A 20,921-nucleotide genomic window follows, 5' to 3' on the forward strand; every position below is an offset into this window, starting at 1 on the left:
AGTTTTCCCGCACACGGCTTTCCGATGCTCTTCGTACTCAGGCATGCACTGATCGCCAGCCAGCTTTCCCTGGAACCTTAAATAAACCATAGCGTTTGTATAAATCTACGCTAGGAAATCGACCTTCGCCAATCTTTCGATCTTTTATCTTATGGCGTTTCATCAAGTGTTTACGCAGGCGTTGCTCTGCGTGTACCTTAACTTTCTCAAATACCTGACTAGAGTTTTGATAATGGAAATAGTTTGTCCAACCTCTGAGGCTTAGATTAATATTTCTGATCATAATTTCTAGTGGCAGGGTGGTTTGATTTCGCCCCGTCATCTGTGTCAGCTTGTCCTTGATCTTCTTCGCAGATTTAGCTGATGGGCAGACATGCGGGTATGGCTTGCCTGTTCGCCTTCCTTGGCTCATTCTGATTGAAAATCCCAAGAAATTGAAGCTTGATTGGGTAGCGTCAACAATGTGCGTTTTGGATTCGTTCAGGGTAAGACCTAATCTTTCCAGCACTTGCTTTACAACCAACATGGGTGTTTCAACATCCTTTCTACACAACACAACAAAGTCATCGGCATATCTCACCAACTGCGCTTTTAATTTGCCTTTGAGCTGATGTCGTTGCCATATCCGGTCAAGAATATGTAGGTAGCAGTTTGCCAATAGCGGGGAGATTACACCACCTTGCGGCGTTCCTTTACGATTGGCTTTTCCACCACCCAACACCTTCCTCTTACCGTTTTCATCATTACCAATCACGGGGGCTTTCAGCCATTGCTTGATCAGTGCGAGAATCTCACCATCAACAATGCGTTCTGCAACCACTGCCATCAGCTTTGCATGCGGTATGCTGTCGAAATATTTCGTCAAATCAGCATCTATGACTTGTGTATAACCCGCCCATAGCGCATTGGCAATGTCATCCACCGCATCATGCGCCGATTTCTTTGGTCTGAATCCATACGAATTCGGACAGAAGTCTGCTTCGAATATGGGCTCAATGACAAGTTTAACCGCCATTTGCGCCACCCGGTCACGTATCGTCGGAATCCCCAGCGGTCTTAAACTACCATCCGCTTTAGGAATCATAACGCGCCGGACTGGCTGGGCTCGGTAGGTCTTTTCTTTCAGATCATGGACAAGTTCCAACAAAAACTTATCTAACCCAATTACATGCTCTATGGCTTCAAAGCTTATCCCGTCAACGCCGGGACTTCCCTTATTAGCTCTAACCAGACACCAGGCGTGATAGAGGACATCTTCCCGGTATATCTTGTCGTAAAGCGCGTAAAAACGATAGGCTGGTTCTTGCTTGGCCTTGGTATATAGCTTCCTCTGTAATGTCCTGATTTTCGTAGGAGTGACTAGCAACATGGCAATCTCCTCATCCTCCATTCTTGGGTTGCGTGAACAAAGTAGAGCCCCTTCCCTCAGCCAAGGTTATGTTGTCCTTTGGCTTCAAACGGTACTATGAGCCCCTCCGACTCCTGTATTCAGCCATTGAAATTTCGTTTCCTTATATCCAATGATCGATGGCCTCCCCATCCCTCAATACAGGTCTCCAGCACTGGACTACAAATCTTCTAGTACATGCCAACCCTGCTACCCCGGAAGAACACAAACACCATTTCCGTTATTTAAGTGTTCGTACGACGACCTTCCCCTTCTGACCACAGGGTCGGCTTCTTCGATTACGTTTACGAGGCTACTTATAGGTTCACTTTCGTTTCGGCCTGCACTTTTGCTATTTGAAAACTTACGACCCCGTGTCGCCACAACGCCGCTTTCTCATGCTACCGTGGCGTACGGACAATTCCACGGTCGGGACTTTAACCCGCTAGATTTGCAGTTGTTACTGCGTACGGTCAGGTCTTTCAATGACGCATTTTTATGAATTACGCCAAGAAGTCCTTTGCCTCACCGCAAGGGGGGATAATGGGGTCAGGTCTTTCAATGACGCATTTTTATGTTAAAATAAATGTACAGCATATACAGAATGAATAACATAAATATATATATGAAAGGTTAAACAATATGGCAAGACCTTTAAGAATTGAATTAGTAATCAAGCACAATGTGTTATGGAAAGACCTGACCTCAATGCCCCCGATTATCTCGCCGAATACCAGACAGTCAACTGGATCAACGGTTGCCTTAACTATAGAAATTGGATAGCGACCCCGAACGACGAACACAATGCGGTCAGGTCTTTCAATAACGCATTTTTATGAATTACGCCAAGAAGTCCTTTGCCTCACCGCAAGCGGATAGACGAAAACTCAGATTGCCAGACAACTTAATATAGGGAAAGCAAGCGTTTATCGAATCCTTGCCGTTTCCCAAAAACAATAACCCCCAATATTGGAGGGAATGGGCAGAAATAGCAAAGTATCTAGTTCCAGATAAGGAGAATGGGGTCAGGTCTTTCAATGACGCATTTTTATGTTAAAATAAATGTACAGCATATACAAAGGGATAATGGGGTCAGGTCTTTCAATAACGCATTTTTATGTTAAAATAAATGTACAGCATATACAGAATGAATAACATAAATATATATATGAAAGGTTAAACAATATGGCAAGACCTTTAAGAATTGAATTAGCGGGCGGTTTGTATCATGTCACTTCGCGAGGAAATGCTCGCGATGATATTTTTTTAGACGATGACGATAGATTATGTTGGCTGGAAATATTTGGTCAAGTTTGCGAGCGATTCAACTCGCGTGGGCACAAAAAGGTGCCCACCCTAGTGTGCCCGGCATGGGCTAAAACTTGTTATCTGAAAGGAGATAACCGGAAATTGTAACAATAACCGTAGCGAAACCGCAAGGGGGAAGCCGCGAGGCCAGCCTGAAAGAAGCGGATAGCAAATGCACGACCGTATGAACAAGAACAAGCAGTGAGGCCGGGTGTGGGCGATGAGTGTGCTAGGGAACACGAAATCCAACCGTTACCGAAAGACGCATCAGGTAGAGCTTGACGGCACGGGCAGAAAGTTTTAGCACCCTACCCGGGGAGATCTCCCGAATGAGAGTTTGGGAGAAGTCAGCAGAGGCCGTATTAGTGAGGAAGTCCTGGAAACAGGATGGAGCGAAGGGCCGAAGAACCAAAAGACAGACCGATTGAACAACTCCAGGAAACGGCGAGTAGTATTTCGAAACAGTCGAGCGTTGCAACTGCGGCAGTTACTCGAACTGGCGACCTAAAGGAACGGGTGGATTCCCGTTTGATAACAGTAGCGCGGGATACAAGTCTGATCTTGGGCGAAGGAGAAATAGAAGGTGCTGAATGAAGATGTGATGGAAAGAGTCCTAAATCGGGACAACCTGCAAGAAGCGTATAAGCGAGTAAAAGCCAATAAAGGATCGGCCGGAGTAGATGGTATGACCGTAGAAGATTTCGCAGACCATGCTGGTAAACACTGGCCTGTGATAGCGGAGAAACTGAAAGCGGGAACTTATCAATCCGGAGCGATACGAGGCATAGCGATACCGAAACCGCAAGGAGGAGAACGAGTGTTGGGCATCCCGAATGTTCAGGACAGAGTAATCCAGCAAGCGGTAAGCCAAGTACTGAGTCCGATCTTCGAAGCGGAATTCAGTGAGCACAGCTACGGGTATAGGCCGCAAAGAAGCGCGCATGACGCGGTCAGAGCGGCCAGTCGCTATGTGATGGAAGGTAAAACTTGGGTAGTGGATATAGACATCTGTGCGTTCTTCGATGAAGTTAACCACGACAAACTGATGGCGAAAATCGGCCAGAAAGTCAGGGATAAGAGAGTTTTGAAACTGATAGGCAATTACCTGAGAGCGCCAATGGAGAGAGACGGCCAGAGAATCAAGCGAAGCCAAGGCACGCCGCAAGGTGGCCCGCTAAGCCCACTGCTGGCCAACATCTACCTGGATGATTTGGACAAAGAATTGGAAAGTCGAGGATTAAGCTTCTGCCGGTACGCCGATGACCTTGTGATATTCGTAAAAAGCGAAAGAAGCGGGGAAAGGATACTGGCAAGCCTAACGGAATGGATAGCCAAACACTTGAAGTTGAGAGTTAATCCAAACAAAAGTGGAACAGGCAGGCCTTGGCAAGGAAAATTTCTTGGATTTAGAATCAACAGCGATGGCAGCATAAAACTGGCGAAAGCCAGCCTGGAGAAATTGAAAGATCAAGTGAGAAATTACTGGAACAATCAAAACAGGCAAGCATTGGAAGAACGGATAAAGGAGTGGCAGCAATACATAAGAGGCTGGTATGCCTATTATGGAGCGTGCATAAAATATCCAATCACCAGAGCATTGGAGGGTTGGATAAGGAGGCACATGCGGAAATACTTCTGGCAACGCTGGCATAATAAGCGGGGCAGAATAAACGCATTAAAACGGCTGAAAGCCAAGCCATACCATTTGCGTCAAACAACCGTATCGGTAGGTGCATGGAGGATGGCGAGAAGCCCAATGCTAAGCACAGTGCTCAATAACGCAAGGTTGAAACGATGGGGGTTATGGTTACCATCAGATTTTGTGACAAGATAAGTCACTGGGTTCAACCGCCGGATGCGGAAAACCGCACGTCCGGTGGTGTGGGAGAGGTGACGGGCGAAATCCCGTCGCCCCGACCCGATCGGGGCTAAAAATAGAGGTGAAGCATAAATCATATTTACCTGGAAAGACGTGACCCGGACACATGAAACTTTTCTGTAGTTTGTTTAAATCTGCCTAAGCTTGCTCAACATCAATAATTGTCATTTGACAACTTATTACGACAATACTACTATGTGGGAAAATTTTCGAGATCAATAATGCCACATCAGAAAAAAGAGATCGCGGCCGCTTTAGAATATGCATCAAGTAAGGGATGGAGAATTGTAGAAGGTGGATCTCATGCATGGGGGCAAATGTATTGTCCTTACAACGATAAAGAATGTAGGTGCGGTGAATTTTGCAGGGCGAGCATTTGGAGTACACCAAAAAATCCTGGAAACCACGCCAAGCAAATTAGACGTATTGTTGATAACTGCATTATGCAAAAACACACAGATATTGGTGAGGAATAGGCGATGACTGATTATGATTTTACGTTGAAGTTTGATATTACTTCCCTTGAGTGCGAACCGGAATCCTTGTTAGATCAATTTTATGAGGCAGGGTGTGATGATGCCATTATCGGGATTGGACGGCCAGGGCGAATCGCTCTGAATTTCACAAGAGAAGCCGGATCGGCATTAGAGGCAGTCTCAAGCGCACTAACAGATGTTAATAAAGTAATCCCTAAAGCAAAGTTAATCGAAGCCACGCCCGATTTTGTTGGCTTAACCGATATTGCTGATATTTTGGGATGCAGCCGTCAAAATATCAGGAATATTTATATCAAATATCAGGCAACTTTTCCCACGCCTATCCATGAGGGAAGCGTAACAATTTGGCATCTCGCTAAAGTGCTTTATTGGTTCAAGGAGAAAGAAAATTACAATGTAGAAGATAGTTTGCTTGAAGTTTCGGAAACCAACATGAAAATCAACCTTGATCGACAAGTTTTGGAAGCAGCCTAAGATTGGCTATAGGGGGCGATCTGTTTCAAAAAAACACAATGGGGTCAGGTCTTTCAATAACGCATTTTTATGTTAAAATAAATGTACAGTATTTATGAAAGGTTAAACAATATGGCAAGACCTTTAAGAATTGAATTAGCGGGCGGTTTGTATCATGTCACTTCGCGAGGAAATGCTCGCGATGATATTTTTTTAGACGATGACGATAGATTATGTTGGCTGGAAATATTTGGTCAAGTTTGCGAGCGATTCAACTGGATATGCCATGCTTATTGTTTGATGACTAACCATTACCACGTTGTTATTGAAACCATTGAAGGTAATTTATCAGCTGGCATGCGGCAGTTAAATGGGGTTTATACTCAAAGCTTTAACCGCAGGCATCAACGGGTAGGGCATGTCTATCAGGGTAGATTTAAAGGAGTTTTGGTTGAAAAAGAGAGCTATTTACTGGAATTGTCGCGATATGTGGTTTTGAATCCCGTTAGAGCGTTAATGGTGTCATTACCTGGACAATGGAAATGGAGTAGTTATAACGCTATGATTGATAGTGTAATACCCCCTAGATGGCTGCAAACGGATTGGTTATTGAGCCAATTTAGCCTTAATAGAGCACATGCAATAATTCAATATCTTGATTTTGTAAATGCTGGCGTTGGTTTGCCACCAATTTGGCAGAATTTACGCAATCAAATTTATTTAGGAAATAAAGACTTTGTTCTACAACTACAAAGCAATTTAAAAGGCAATTCCGAACTTATTAATGAAATTCCCAAGGCTCAACGGCGTCCACCCGCTGAACCGTTAGAGTTCTATAAGAATAAATATCAAAATAGGAAAGAAGGTATGAGGTTAGCATTCAAAACAGGCGACTTTACTTTACAACAAATAGCGACTATTTTTGGTGTGCATTACTCAACAGTTAGTCGAACGGTAAAATGAAATTACTTGCATGTGTTATGGAAAGACCTGACACCTATGCCTCTCATTAGGGGCTTTGCCCCTAGCCGTGCGGCTTACCCCACCCTCGCCGAGAGGCAGGGGCCGGGATAGCCCGGCCCCTACATAGGGTAGGCCGGTTGTGGGCAAGTCAAGGACTACTCGACGCAAGCGTCTGCGTTCCTCCTTGACTTGCCCACAATCGGCCTAGCGGATCGCTAGGGTTTAGATTTTAATAAAAGTCACAAGGAATGAGGCTAACAACGAATTGCGTGGATAAAATTCAAGTGATGGCAAAAAAGGTAACACCTGCATTCCTATGAACCTGATGGGGTCTCGGGCTCTTAGAAGCCGTGGAACTGATGAGGTAGGAATGTGCGGATTCCATCAGGGCTAGAGGATAATGGTTCCTCAGCAATTAAAAGCCGGATATATGGAAGCAATATTCTTTTTGTCACGAGTGAAATTTTTCTTGCAATACGGGGTAGACCATATATGACCCCGTTATGTTACTACTTTCGCCTTGAAATCTCCTGTAAAGTTTTTGCGCTTCGTTTCACTCATTTCCTACTCCTTTTGGGGTAGGTTACCATCTTAATTTATTGTCTGAAAATTGGGGTCCACTATATAGGTATTATTACGAATATACATCCAATCTAAATGCCCTATATGATGAAGTCGGCTTAAGGTAGAGATTAGTTAAATAGCCAATATTCAGTCGATAGACTGCTTAGCGTTTTTGTCATCACTGATATCACTATAAAACATGTTATCCATTATCGAGTACTTTTAATAACTGATACAGATAACGATTTATTATTTTTATAAGCCTGTATTCCCACACAAGGCTCAATCTTACATTGCTAACAGGAACAACACATCCCATGAAAATTAAACACATTATAAAAGCCATATTTGTTCTTGCTTATCTCTTTTCAACAACAGCTCATTCCGATACTTTTAGTCTAGAAGTAACGGCCAACATAGATGGGCGTTCTGACTTGATCATCTCTGGTAACAACGTAACTTGGCAACAATTTGATTATGGAACTGTTGGACTTTACAACCCAGATTTCTCTTCGACCATATTGAGTATGACCTCTACGGTAAATAACAATCAATCGCTAAATTATTACGTATGGAATCCGACTTGGCCTGACATGACGACTGGACTAAATAGTTATGGCAACGACGGAGGAGTACTTTCATCTACTTTTTCAGGGTTATACCCAGGAGCACCACAACAACCATTTATCGTTACTCTAACAACAGAAGTAGGAAGGGGGACGATTTCATTAATACAACTCCCCACTCTATCTAATCATTACACCACAATTGTAGACTTCAATGACAACCCAATCGGAGGTTCTGCGAACTATAAAGCATTGATAAATTTCTCTCCAGCGCCAGAAGTTGAAGAATGGGCAATGATGTTATTAGGTTTACCGCTGGTTGGTTGGGTTACTCGTCGTAAACAATCTGCCATGCAAATAGCTACAGCATAACTTTTGACAAGGATAGCCAGAATATTCTAAATCTGGCTATCCTGTGCTTCTTGATTCAGAGCACAACGGGGTCAAGCACAATGGGGTCAGGTCTTTCAATAACGCATTTTTATGTTAAAATAAATGTACAGCATATACAGAATGAATAACATAAATATATATGAAAGGTTAAACAATATGGCAAGACCTTTAAGAATTGAATTAGCGGGCGGATTGTATCCTGTCACTTCGCGAGGAAATGCTCGTGATGATATTTTTTTAGACGATGAAGATAGATTATGTTGGCTGGAAATATTTGGTCAAGTTTGTGAGCGATTCAACTGGATATGCCATGCTTATTGTTTGATGACTAACCATTACCACGTTGTTATTGAAACCATTGAAGGTAATTTATCAGCTGGCATGCGGCAGTTAAATGGGGTTTATACTCAAAGTTTTAACCGCAGGCATCAACAGGTAGGGCATGTCTATCAGGGAAGATTTAAAGGAATTTTGGTTGAAAAAGAGAGCTATTTACTGGAATTGTCGCGATATGTGGTTTTGAATCCCGTTAGAGCGTTAATGGTGTCATTACCTGGACAATGGAAATGGAGTAGTTATAACGCTATGATTGATAGTGTAATACCCCCTAGATGGCTGCAAACGGATTGGTTATTGAGCCAATTTAGCCTTAATAGAGCACATGCAATAATTCAATATCTTGATTTTGTAAATGCTGGCGTTGGTTTGCCACCAATTTGGCAGAATTTACGCAATCAAATTTATTTAGGAAATAAAGACTTTGTTCTACAACTACAAAGCAATTTAAAAGGCAATTCCGAACTTATTAATGAAATTCCCAAGGCTCAACGGCGTCCACCCGCTGAACCGTTAGAGTTCTATAAGAATAAATATCAAAATAGGAAAGAAGGTATGAGGTTAGCATTCAAAACAGGCGACTTTACTTTACAACAAATAGCGACTATTTTTGGTGTGCATTACTCAACAGTTAGTCGAACGGTAAAATGAAATTACTTGCATGTGTTATGGAAAGACCTGACACCTATGCCCCTTTCGAAAAATAGGTTTGCTTTGTAAAGTGTAAGAATATATCTTACACTAGCCTTTTATAATCCGGCCAGGAGAACAACATGGCACAAACACGAACCCAAACTGTTAGCCTGGGTGAGCACTGGAATAACCTCATTGACTCTTTGCTCAAGAGTGGACGCTATGCAAGTGTTAGTGAAATTATGCGTGACTCTTTACGATTGCTAGAAGAAAGAGAAGCAAACTCAAAACTGCAATCTTTACGCACAGCCCTAATTGAAGGTGAAGAAAGTGGCGATGCTGGTGAATTAGAAATGGAAACAATCAGACTGGAAGCCAAAAAAGAAAGCGGTTTAGCCTGAAAATGCGCAAAATCCATACTCAGGCCCTCGCAAAACAGGATCTAAAAAATATCTGGCTTTACTAGTTTAACAACTGGGTAGAGAAGCAGGCGGATTTTTATTTTGATGAATTAAATGATGCTTTCGCTTTAATCGCTGAAAATCCGGAATTGGGCTTTGCCTGTGATTGCATTGGTGAGCGTAGCATACCAACAAGGTCAGTTCTCTGATCCGACACGAGTTGTCGGATTTTTTTGCTCAAAATTCGCTGACGACACCAATCAGCGATTACGTGAATACTCCACATCGCAATCAACAGTGTTTGCTTGTGCCATGATTCGTTGAATCGGCAATTCGCAATTTTCAGATTTATTCAAAAAATAATCGGTCTAAGTGCTGGATTTTTATTGAATTGCAATTTTTCGTTAGTGCTTGATGAATCTGAATTTACGTAAAAGTGCTATATTTGCAAGCAATTTTATCTTTTTTTTACACGCATTCACTTAATTAGAAAGGACGCAATGTCGCAAACCCCCAACAACTTAGCTGCCTACATCTGGTCACTCGCAGACTTGTTACGTGGTGACTTTAAACAAAGTCAGTATGGTCGTATCATCCTGCCTTTTACCTTGTTACGTCGCCTTGAATGCGTATTGGCAGACAGCAAAGATGCCGTGTTAGCTCAGGTTAAAAAAGTACAAGCCATGAACTTGCCAGAAGAGGCGCAGGAAAAGTTGCTACTCAGAGCTGCCAATGACTTGAAGTTTTACAACACCTCAAAAATGGACTTGTCCACACTAGGCGAAGCAGGTATCGCCGCCAATCTTACCGCCTATATCCAAGGCTTTTCCAAAGATGCGCGTGAGATTTTTGAACACTTTAATTTTTTAGAATTTATTGGTTTACTCAATGATGCGAACCTGCTCTACAAAATTGTGCAAAAAGTCAGAACAACCGATTTAAGTCCCAAGGTCATTTCAAATCATGACATGGGTTTAGTGTTTGAAGAACTGATACGCCGTTTTGCTGAAAGCTCAAACGAAACCGCTGGCGAACACTTTACACCGCGTGACATTATCCGCCTTACGACCTCGCTGGTATTCATGGAAGATGATGACGCCCTTACAAAACCCGGCATCATTCGCACCATTTATGACCCGACTGCCGGCACAGGTGGTTTCCTTTCTGCGGGCATGGAATACGTTCACGAACTTAATCCGCAAACTAAAATGGTTAGCTATGGTCAGGAGCTTAATCCAGAAAGTTATGCCATTTGCAAAGCGGATATGCTGATTAAAGGCCAAGAAGTCATAAATATCAAACTGGGTAATACTTTATCCAATGACCAGCTCTACGCTGATAAATTTGACTACATGCTCTCCAATCCACCTTTTGGCGTTGACTGGAAAAAAATTGAAACTGACATCAAAGACGAACATACGCTAAAAGGTTTTGATGGTCGTTTTGGTCCAGGATTGCCGCGTGTTTCCGATGGTTCATTACTGTTCTTATTGCATCTGATCAGCAAATTACGCGATTCAGCGAAGGGTGGTGCCCGCATTGGTATTATTCTCAACGGCTCACCGCTGTTCACTGGCGGTGCAGGTTCTGGAGAATCGGAAATACGTCGTTACATCCTAGAAGCTGATTTGTTAGAAGCCATCGTTGCGTTGCCAACGGACATGTTTTACAACACCGGCATTTCTACCTATGTATGGGTGTTATCCAATAAAAAGGCAGCGGAACGCAAAGGCAAAGTTCAGTTGATCAACGGCGTCAACTTGTGCGGCAAAATGCGCAAGTCCTTAGGCAGTAAGCGTAACGTTATGGATGACGACGATATTGCGACGATTACACGTTGCTTTGGTGCTTATGAAGTAGTGGATGCGCGTGAGCTGGATAAACCCGCAGAACAAAAAAGCAATCGCGGTCGTCAATCAGCCAATCCAAAATCCGAAGCTGCAAAAACCTTTGCCAGCAAAATCTTTAATACCTATCAATTCGGCTATCGTCGCATCACCATTGAACGTCCGTTACGCGAATCCTATCAATTTAGCGATGAACGCATAGACACCTTACGTTTTGACAGTGGTGCGTTAACTGCTGCGATGCAATGGGTTTATGCAGAATATGCAACAGAAGACAGCTGGTCAGAGTCACCTGATTGTAAAAATTACGGTGATTTAACAGAACACTTTGAGGCGATACGCAAACACTGCAAAAGTCACTTTAGCGAACTCAAAGAAAAACAGCTCAAAGACCTGTTGGATCGTAATCTTTGGCTTGATCAAAAAAAGCTACTGCTTAAAGCCCGACAATTGCAGACAGCCATTGGTTTAGAACAGCATGACGATATGAATCGGTTTGATGATGCTCTCAATGCCGCTAGTAAGAAAGCCGCTGTCGACCTGGACGCAAAAGATAAGAAACAAATTAAAGCGGCTGTCAGCTGGAAAAATCCTGCTGCGGAAAAAGTGATTAAAAAAATTCATAAAGGTAAAGCGAATCCGATCTACGGCTTATTTGCAGTGGATGGACAAATCATTGAGTACCAAGCCGATAGCGATCTTCGTGATAATGAGAATGTACCACTTGACCCTAGTCAGACAGTGAATGCCATTAACGAAGCCTATTTCATCAAAGAAGTGCAACCGCATGTGCCGGATGCCTGGATAGATGCCAGTAAAAAGGATGATAAAGATCAGCAAATTGGTATTGTCGGTTATGAAATTCCGTTTAACAGGCATTTTTATCAGTACCAGCCGCCAAGAGACTTAATTGAGATTGACGCTGATTTGGATGCAGTGAGTGCAGAGATTATGCTACTGCTGCAAGAGGTACATTCGTAATGACTGGTCGTTATCAAGCTTACCCAGAATATAAGAATTCTGAGGTTGATTGGATTGGTAAGTATCCATCAAGCTGGAATATCACTCGTGTTAAATTCGAGTCTTACGTCAAAGCTCGTGTTGGCTGGCATGGATTAAAATCTGATGACTTCACAGATGAAGGTCCTTACTTAGTAACAGGTTCAGATTTCAGAGGTTCTAATATTAAATGGGAAGATTGCTATCACTGTGATTTAGAAAGATATGATCAGGACCCCTATATCCAATTGCAAGAGGGTGATCTTTTAATTACTAAAGATGGAACCATTGGAAAAGTCGCACTAGTGAATAATTTATTAGGGAGGGCTACACTTAATAGCGGTGTTTTCGTTGTAAGACCATTAGGCCAAAACTACACAAGTAGATTTTATTTTTGGCTATTACAGTCAAGCGTTTTTACTGGTTTTGTAGATTTCAACAAAACAGGAAGCACTATCGTTCATCTATATCAAGATACATTCGTAAATTTCAAGTATGCGATGCCTGCCTATAGTGAGCAGTTAGTGATAAACAACTTCCTAGACCACGAAACCGCCAAAATAGACACCCTGATTGAAAAACAGCAACAACTAATCCAACTGCTAAAAGAAAAACGTCAGGCGGTGATTAGTCATGCTGTGACCAAAGGTTTAAATCCTGATGTGCCTATGCGGGATTCTGGGGTTGAGTGGTTGGGTGAAGTACCGGAACATTGGGATGTAGCAAGATTAAAGCATTTATTAACCAATATTAAAGCGGGGCCGTTTGGTTCTAGCTTAACTAAAGATATGTATGTAAAATCTGGTTACAGAGTTTATGGTCAAGAACAAGTCATTCCAGACGACTTTAACTTAGGTGATTACTACATTTCTGAAGAAAAATACCAAGAACTTAAGCAGTATCAAATTGCAACCGATGACATACTCATAAGCTGCGTTGGAACATTTGGAAAAATTGCGATTGTTCCTCCTGACATTGAACTCGGCGTAATAAACCCACGACTTATAAGGCTACGGTGCGCAACGTCAGTGACACCCAGCTACCTTGTGACATTGCTAAGAAGTATGGTGGTGTTTGAACAGTTTTCACTGTTAAGTCGTGGTGGCACAATGGATGTAATTAACATTGGAACACTTAACGAAATTATCCTGCCTGTTCCCGAAATTAGTGAGCAAGACGTAATATTGCAATTTGTTTATAACGAAACCACCAAACTCGACATTCTAATAAATAAAGCCAGTTCTGCAATAGAACTAATGCAAGAACGCCGCACCGCCCTAATCTCCGCCGCTGTTACAGGAAAAATAGATGTCAGAAACTGGCAACCTCCACAAACGAATACCACTGAAGCTTCATGAACACTGTATACGGACATAACAAAGCCAATGAATTACCGTTTCAAAACGACATCATTGAGCATCTGCTGGCTAATGGTTGGTTGCTAGGTAAATCTGAAAACTACAATCGTGAATTAGCGTTGTATCCAGAAGATTTACTAGGTTTTGTGCAGGAAACCCAAGATGTCCAATGGCAAAAATTCTGTGCGCTTTACCCAAATAATCCAGAGCAAAAGTTTTTAGAACGTGTAGCTAGTCAGCTAAACAAATCCGACCCCAATGCCGCCAATAAAGAAATGCGCACCTTTGGCACCTTGGGTGTATTGCGTCACGAACTACGTGATAGAGGTACGCGCTTCAGCCTGTGTCAGTTTAAGCCAGAGCATGATCTAAACCCCGAGACCTTGGCGCGTTATCAAAAAAATCGTTGTCGTGTCGTGCCTGAGTTGGTGTATAGCCCTTGGGCGACTGCGCAGCAGTTAGCGGAAACCGATACAAAAGCCAAAGCCTGGCGCATTGACTTGGTGTTGTTTGTCAACGGATTGCCAGTAGCGACCTTAGAGCTAAAGTCAGAATTCAAACAAGCGGTTCATAATGCGATTAAGCAATACAAAACCACACGTCATGCTGTTGATCCTGTCACTAAGAAACCAGAGCCATTATTAACGTTTAAGCGCGGTGCTTTGGTGCACTTTGCAGTGAGTCAATATGAAGTCTACATGGCTACGCGCTTGGAAGGTGCCAACACTGTTTTTCTGCCGTTTAATAAAGGTACAGCAGAGGGCGGTGCGGGTAACGATATTCCACATGATGTGAACCAATACGCGACTGGTTACTTGTGGAACGAGGTTTTAGTTCCTGCCAATTTGTTGAATATTTTAGCGCGTTTTGTTCATTTACAGATTGAGGAAAAAGAAGACTGGGAAGGCCGTAAGTACAAGAAAGAGGCGTTGATATTTCCGCGTTACCACCAATTGGATGTCGTCAAAAAACTGATAGCTGCTGCGCGTAGTGAAGGCACAGGCCACAAATACCTGATTCAACATAGCGCAGGTTCTGGTAAATCTAATTCTATTGCCTGGACAGCGCATCAACTCTCGTCGCTATATGACGCAAACGGCCATAAGCAGTTTGATTCGGTGATTATCGTTACAGATAGAACCGTACTGGATGACCAACTCCAAGACACCATCTATCAGTTTGAACATGTGGATGGCGTAGTTGGACGGATTAACAACAAAGAAGGCGATGGCTCAAAATCAGAAAAATTAGCGGCAGCACTGGAAAAATCCCAACCGATTATCATTGTGACGATTCAGACCTTTCCGTATGTGCTGAAAGCGATAGAAAACAGCGTCAGTTTAAAAGAGCGTTGCTATGCCATCATCGCCGATGAAGCGCATTCGTCGCAAAGCGGTTCTACAGCGCGTCAACTCAAAGAAGTGCTGATGATTGAGGCTGCGGAAGAGAGCGAAGAAGAATTTACAACAGAGGATATTTTGGATGCGGCCATAGCCTCGCGTCGCGCCTCCAAGAATGTCAGTTATTTTGCTTTTACCGCGACACCTAAAACGAAAACGTTAGAGTTATTTGGTCGCTGTCCTAATCCAAACGAGGAGCCGTCAAAAGACAATCTGCCAGAGGCGTACCATGTCTACAGTATGCGTCAGGCGATTGAAGAAGGCTTTATTCTGGATGTGTTGAAGAACTATACCAATTACAAGGTCGCTTATAACTTGGCGCTAAAAATCCAAGGCACTGACCAGGAAGTTGAAAGCAAAAAAGCTAAGGTCAAACTCAATCAATGGGTGCGACTGCACGACTACAATATTTCGCAGAAGGTGCAGATTATTGTTGAGCATTTTAAAGACAATGTAATGGGTCTGTTAGGTAGACAGGCAAAGGCAATGGTCGTTACCAGTTCTCGCAAAGAGGCGGTGCGTTATAAGCTGAGCTTTGATAAATACATCAAGGCCAAAGGTTACCAAAATATTCATGCTTTAGTCGCTTTCTCTGGTGAGGTGGAATTTAACAGCAAAGATCCGAACACTGAGGGTTTGATTGGTGAAAAGTTTAGCGAAAGCTCCATGAACCCCAATCTCAAAGGTCGCGATATGCGTAAAGCCTTTGATAGCGACGACTATCAAGTCATGCTGGTTGCAAACAAATTCCAGACAGGATTTGATCAGCCTAAGCTCTGCGCAATGTACGTGGATAAAAAACTAGGTGGCGTGGAATGTGTACAGACCTTGTCACGACTCAATCGTACCTATCCAGGCAAAGCGGAAACCGGCACCTATATCCTGGATTTTTTTAACGATCCAGACGATATTCTCAAAGCATTTCAACCTTATTACCAAACTGCTGAACTCGCTGATGTCTCTGACCCTGACTTAATCTTTGATCTGTATGACAAACTGAGAGCCGCCAATATCTTTACGTGGCAGGAAGTAGAACAGTTTTGCGTAGCCTTTTTTGTCAAAAGCAAAAGCAATGCGGCACTGGCTAATATTTGCAAACCTGCGGTTGATCGCTGGCAAAAACGGTACAAATCGGCGGTTGATGCCTACAAACAAGCCAAAGAAATATTTGAACGCACCAAGAAGAAAACAGCTGACCCCGTATTGATCGCCAATGCAGAAAATAGCTTTAAACAGTGCAAGCAGGAAAAAGATGCCTTGGAAATCTTTAAGAAAGATTTAGGCTCATTCGTGCGCTTTTATGAGTTTATGTCCCAAATTGTGGATTATGACGACAAGGCCTTAGAAAAGCTCAGCTTGTATGCCCGTAACCTCCGCCCGTTGCTGCGCGAAACCTTTATGGAAGAAGACAGCATAGATTTAGATAACGTGACGTTGAGTCATTACCGTCTGTCTATTATCAAAAAGCAAGATCTGAAACTTAAAGAAGATGCGGCAGACTATAAGCTGGTACCGGGTAATGATATAGGCTCTGCAAAACCAAGCGATAGAAAAGAAGAACTCTTGTCGCAAATCATTAACCGTTTAAACGAACTATTTATTACTGACAGCCTGACAGAAAAAGACCTGGTCAATTACGCTTATACGATCAGAGACAAAGTCAGTGAAAATGCGATTGTTATGAAGCAAATTGCGAATAATACTCCTGAACAAGCATTATTAGGTGGTTTTAGAAAAGCTGTTGATGATGCCATTATGGATAGCAGCGAGGCTCACCAAAATCAGATGATGCAGTTATTATCCGATCCAACAAAAGCAGCAAACTTTGCTAAGGTTGTGTTTGATTTGTTGAAGTTTGCGGAATGAATCAGAAATATGGCTATCCGCCTGATATGCAGTTGTTAGCGTAAAACCAACGGGCTCAGTTCCAATATTCCAACATCACGATGTTGGAATATTGGAACTGAGCCCGTTATGTTTTCTATTTCCAACCCTAGAATACAAATAGCCCTAAATAATTGACATATGATGTTAAGCTTGCGCCTAGCCAAACCTACCAGATTGAAATTAAATAATTTTTCGTTAAGGTGGTGCCATTCAGGCATTGCCCCATTTTGTGCTATGCTGCTGGTGAGCGTAACAATCAACAACCCTGTTCCCAGTGGGGCTGCACATTTCTACCCTTTTTTAATCAGGTGGCTCAGTTTATCGGACAGCTAATAAAAAAGTGTTTGGGCTAGTCGTATTTCTGCTAAAGTTGCTTATATATACAAATAATGGTTAATAAATATACCCATTATTTACCTATTAAATCCCTAGTATTATTGATGGTTAATCAATGCATTTTGTTAGTTAATATACGCAGTAATTAGGTTGTTTACTTAAGTCTATTTAAATAACCTGACAATTTCTGTTTTGTTCAAAGAGGATTGTTTTTACTTATTGTTAAAATGGCTTATAGACAATTAATTCGCAGTGATAACTATCTTATTCTCTTACTGGTCCTGACATTACTCTATGCCTTGTTGGGTAAGCTTTCTATCGATTTTTTTTCCGTAGATCATGTGGTTTCTCTGGTTTGGCCGTGCAGTGGCCTTGCTTTGGCGGCTTTGTTATTGGGTGGGCAGAAATATTGGCCGGGTGTGTTTATCGGTGCTTTTACTGCTAATCTACTGGCAAACCTTGATTTACCAATGGCTGCTTCTCTTGCCTGCGGCAATACCCTGGAAGCAATAGTCGGAGCAAGACTCTTAGCGGGTAAGCAGTTTAAGCTGGTTTTTCTGCAGGATTATTTTCGGCTTTTGGGGTGTGGTGCACTGGCGGTTTCCATCAATACCTTATGGGCCTCTGCCACGCTTTATGTCATTGCCGTCTCATCACAGCAACAGATGCTTACCAATATGCTGTATTGGTGGATGGGCAATGAGTTAGGTATTGCTTTGGTTACTCCCTTGATTTTGATATGGCAACAGCCACCAGAAAACGGGTGGATTAAACAGCGTCGCCTGGAAAGCCTGCTTTGTTTTGGTGTCACAGTTTTAATCGGCCAAATTATTTTTCTGGATGCGTTTAAGCAAAGTGTTGGGGCATTCACCAAAGGCTATTATGTATTTGCAATGCTGGTGTGGGCTGCTTTGCGCTTTGGTCGGCACGGTACTTTATTAATTATATTGATAACGACGGTGCAAGCCTTAACGGGTGCCGCCTTGCAAATTGGTTATTTTGCCCATGACCTCATGCAAACCGGTTTGATGAACGTCTGGTTGTATTTGATGGTGTTATCCATAGTGGGTATTGCACTGGTTTTGTCTATTGAACAGCATGAACGCTTGGATAAATCTTTGTACGAGAGCGATATGCGCTTGAATGCCGCGCAACAGTTAGCACATATTGGCTGCTGGACTTTCGATAAATTTGGCAAAGATCTAAACTGGTCAGATGAAATCTATCACATTTTTGAGATAGATCCGCAGTTAACTAAAATGTCGTATGAGTTGTTTTTGGAGAGTGTACATCCAGATGATAGAGACAAAGTCAATTTGGCTTTTAGTCAAGCAACTCAGGAAAACATGCCCCTGCACAAGGTTTACCGTCTTTTAATGAAAGATGGGCGGGTTAAATATGTCGAATCTCGCTGTGTGAGTAATTTTGATGTACAGAATAAGGCAAAACTGTCTGTGGGTACCATTCAAGATATTACTGCACGCATCGAGTTGGAAAATAGTTTACATAAATTTCAATTGGCGGTTGAACAGACTCCAGATAGCATTATGATAACTGACACTACAGGCCGTATTGAATATGTCAATCAAGCCTGTCTGGATGTTACCGGTTATCAACGCGAAGATTTTTTAGGTGAAACAAGCAAAATGCTCAAATCGGGCAAAACCCCGATTAAAACCTATACGAGCTTATGGGATACTTTAACAAAAGGTGATGCCTGGAAAGGGGAGTTTATTAATCGCCGCAAAAATGGTGAGTTTTATACCGAACATGCTCACATTGCGCCTATTAAACAGGATGATGGTACGATCAGTCACTATCTGGCTGTACGGGTGGATATCAGCGAACACAAGCGTAATGAGTTGGAGTTAAACCAATACCGCAATCATCTGGAAGAGTTGGTTGCACAACGCACGATTGAGCTGGAAGCGGCTAAAAAAGCTGCAGAAACCGCCAACGAGGCACGTAGCGTGTTTTTAGCCAACATGAGCCACGAGATTCGAACCCCGTTGAATGCCATATTAGGCTTAGCTGAAACTGGCATGAATGCGAATCGCGGACGCCGATGCGAGGGTACTTTTCATCATATTCTCGATTCCGGGCGATTGCTGTTGTGTGTCGTTAACGATATTCTGGACTTTTCCAAAATTGAAGCGAATAAACTATTGATTGAATATCGAAATTTTGAGCTGACAGACTTACTGGAAAGAGTCATGATTATGACGGTGCCAACGGCTTATGAGAAGGGATTGGACATTTCTGTCAGTACCCCGCCTGATTTACCCACTTATCTAAAGGGTGATGAATTGCGAATTAGCCAAATTTTGCTTAATTTGCTGACCAATGCAGTAAAATTTACCCAGCAAGGGCAAGTTTCGCTATGCATAGAAATGTTGTGCCATGAGGAAGGTTTCTGTTCAGAGCTGATGTTCCATGTTAAAGATAGTGGTATCGGCATTACGGAACAACAAATAGCCAAATTGTTTATGCCTTTTGAACAAGCGGATGGCAGTACATCGCGCCGCTTTGGCGGCAGTGGTTTGGGCTTGGTAATTAGTCAGCGTTTAGCGCAATTAATGGGCGGAACTATCCTCGTGAAAAGCCAGTTGGGACAAGGTTCGCTATTTACTCTGCACTTGCCCTTGGATGAACCCGTTGCTCTGAAGCCACCGCCTGAAAGCAATGAATATTTGTGTATTGCTGGCTTTTCTGATTATGAAACGCAGCCAGTACAAGCCGCACTTACGGCATCCGGCGTTAAAGAATCAGGGAATAGCTAAATTGGTACTGGCCAGCATTCCTGGCCACGAGACGCATTTGCCTAATTCAATTCTCAGGCTGGCAACCTTAATTAGTCGTCCCATTCAAGTCCATAGTTTATTACGCGCCTGTCTGCAACAGCCTGATAAGGATATTGTTGTGCCTACAGAATTTAAACGTCTGCAAGGCTTACGCATATTAGCGGTGGAAGATAATATGGTTAATCAGGTGGTGCTGGATGAGATTCTGGACAGACAGGAAGGTGCAAGTGTTACCTTGGCTAACGATGGCATAGAGGCACTGACTGTTTTGCAAGAAATGGGATTTAAGGCCTTTGATGTGGTAATTACCGACATTCAAATGCCTAATATGAACGGCTATGAGTTGGCGCAACGTATCAGGGAGCTAAAGCCCGATTTTCCGGTGATTGCCTTAACCGCCAATTCAATGGCCGATGAACGAGAGCATTGTCTGGCTGCGGGAATGATCGATTACCTGACCAAACCAATAGATATTCTGCAATTAGTGGCTTTACTGCAGCCTTATATTCAAAACAGAAGTCAGCTGTCACAACCTATTGCTCCGCTTACAGTACAAACAGCACTGTCCGATGTCAATTCGCTGATAGATTGGCAAGCCCTGAATGAGCGTTTTGACTATCGCCAGTCGTTTATCACTAAACTAATAAGTACCGTATTAACCAGTATTAATGCGATGCCAGAAAAGTTGGTTGTTGCCTCATCGGCACAGGATTATCAAACCCTGATGGCCATGGCTCATACCCTTAAAGGTATCGGTGGAAATATAAAAGCCCAAACCGTGCATAGTTTGGCTGCCGCAACCGAAACGGCTGCAAAGAATCAAGACTCCAACTGTCTGGAACTGGCGATGGAGCTTACAAATTTAACACAAAGACTCATCAATGAACTGAATGCGAGTGCCATTGGAAGCTGA

General features: G+C 42.8%; 14 protein-coding genes and 1 pseudogene. 14 read left to right on the forward strand and 1 reads right to left on the reverse strand.

The window, feature by feature from the left end; translation table 11 throughout:
• Positions 1 to 37 precede the first annotated feature (37 nt).
• Entirely contained in the window at positions 38 to 1,369 is a 1,332-nt protein-coding gene (gene ltrA / locus ABH008_RS10860) for a group II intron reverse transcriptase/maturase (protein ID WP_347989591.1), read from the reverse strand.
• A gap of 902 nt (positions 1,370 to 2,271) precedes the next feature.
• On the opposite strand from ltrA (ABH008_RS10860), the pseudogene ABH008_RS10865 reads away from it, so the two are divergent.
• From ABH008_RS10865 to ABH008_RS10930, 14 genes and pseudogenes are all read left to right on the forward strand, one after another.
• Positions 2,272 to 2,347, forward strand: a pseudogene (locus tag ABH008_RS10865) (helix-turn-helix domain-containing protein); the annotation flags it as partial.
• 225 nt (positions 2,348 to 2,572) lie between these two features.
• Complete coding sequence (locus tag ABH008_RS10870; protein WP_347989873.1) at positions 2,573 to 2,803, forward strand: hypothetical protein; 231 nt, start codon at positions 2,573 to 2,575, stop codon at positions 2,801 to 2,803.
• 279 nt (positions 2,804 to 3,082) lie between these two features.
• Positions 3,083 to 3,289 carry a hypothetical protein gene (locus ABH008_RS10875; protein ID WP_347989874.1) on the forward strand — a complete coding sequence of 69 codons (207 nt, stop codon included), beginning with the start codon at positions 3,083 to 3,085 and terminating at the stop codon, positions 3,287 to 3,289.
• A complete protein-coding gene (ltrA, locus tag ABH008_RS10880; protein ID WP_347989875.1) occupies positions 3,279 to 4,529 on the forward strand; it encodes a group II intron reverse transcriptase/maturase in 1,251 nt (416 codons plus the stop codon). Before ABH008_RS10875 ends, ltrA (ABH008_RS10880) begins: the two co-directional genes overlap by 11 nt.
• Before the next feature lie 524 nt (positions 4,530 to 5,053).
• Positions 5,054 to 5,545, forward strand: coding sequence for a DNA-binding protein (locus tag ABH008_RS10885; RefSeq protein WP_347989876.1), 492 nt, complete (start codon positions 5,054 to 5,056; stop codon positions 5,543 to 5,545).
• A gap of 111 nt (positions 5,546 to 5,656) precedes the next feature.
• Positions 5,657 to 6,487 carry a transposase gene (locus tag ABH008_RS10890; protein ID WP_347989877.1) on the forward strand — a complete coding sequence of 277 codons (831 nt, stop codon included), beginning with the start codon at positions 5,657 to 5,659 and terminating at the stop codon, positions 6,485 to 6,487.
• 881 nt (positions 6,488 to 7,368) lie between these two features.
• Positions 7,369 to 7,989, forward strand: a complete 621-nt coding sequence (locus ABH008_RS10895) for a hypothetical protein (RefSeq protein WP_347989878.1) — start codon at positions 7,369 to 7,371, stop codon at positions 7,987 to 7,989.
• A 177-nt stretch (positions 7,990 to 8,166) separates the two neighbouring features.
• The gene (locus ABH008_RS10900; protein WP_347989879.1) at positions 8,167 to 8,997 is read left to right on the forward strand and encodes a transposase; all 831 of its coding nucleotides are present in this window, start codon (positions 8,167 to 8,169) and stop codon (positions 8,995 to 8,997) included.
• Positions 8,998 to 9,119: 122 nt separating this feature from the next.
• The gene (locus tag ABH008_RS10905) at positions 9,120 to 9,380 is read left to right on the forward strand and encodes a type II toxin-antitoxin system ParD family antitoxin (protein ID WP_347989880.1); all 261 of its coding nucleotides are present in this window, start codon (positions 9,120 to 9,122) and stop codon (positions 9,378 to 9,380) included.
• Between the two features lie 500 nt (positions 9,381 to 9,880).
• On the forward strand, positions 9,881 to 12,208 hold the full coding sequence (locus ABH008_RS10910) for a class I SAM-dependent DNA methyltransferase (RefSeq protein ID WP_347989881.1): 2,328 nt from the start codon (positions 9,881 to 9,883) through the stop codon (positions 12,206 to 12,208).
• Positions 12,208 to 13,584, forward strand: coding sequence for a restriction endonuclease subunit S (locus tag ABH008_RS10915; RefSeq protein ID WP_347989882.1), 1,377 nt, complete (start codon positions 12,208 to 12,210; stop codon positions 13,582 to 13,584). The genes ABH008_RS10910 and ABH008_RS10915 overlap by 1 nt, the downstream gene beginning before the upstream one ends.
• Positions 13,581 to 16,850 carry a DEAD/DEAH box helicase family protein gene (locus tag ABH008_RS10920; RefSeq protein ID WP_347989883.1) on the forward strand — a complete coding sequence of 1,090 codons (3,270 nt, stop codon included), beginning with the start codon at positions 13,581 to 13,583 and terminating at the stop codon, positions 16,848 to 16,850. Before ABH008_RS10915 ends, ABH008_RS10920 begins: the two co-directional genes overlap by 4 nt.
• Before the next feature lie 584 nt (positions 16,851 to 17,434).
• A complete protein-coding gene (locus tag ABH008_RS10925) occupies positions 17,435 to 19,987 on the forward strand; it encodes an ATP-binding protein (protein ID WP_347989884.1) in 2,553 nt (850 codons plus the stop codon).
• Positions 19,923 to 20,921, forward strand: coding sequence for a response regulator (locus ABH008_RS10930; RefSeq protein WP_347989885.1), 999 nt, complete (start codon positions 19,923 to 19,925; stop codon positions 20,919 to 20,921). Before ABH008_RS10925 ends, ABH008_RS10930 begins: the two co-directional genes overlap by 65 nt.

Source organism: Methylomonas sp. AM2-LC (assembly GCF_039904985.1).
In the GTDB taxonomy this organism is placed as follows: domain Bacteria; phylum Pseudomonadota; class Gammaproteobacteria; order Methylococcales; family Methylomonadaceae; genus Methylomonas.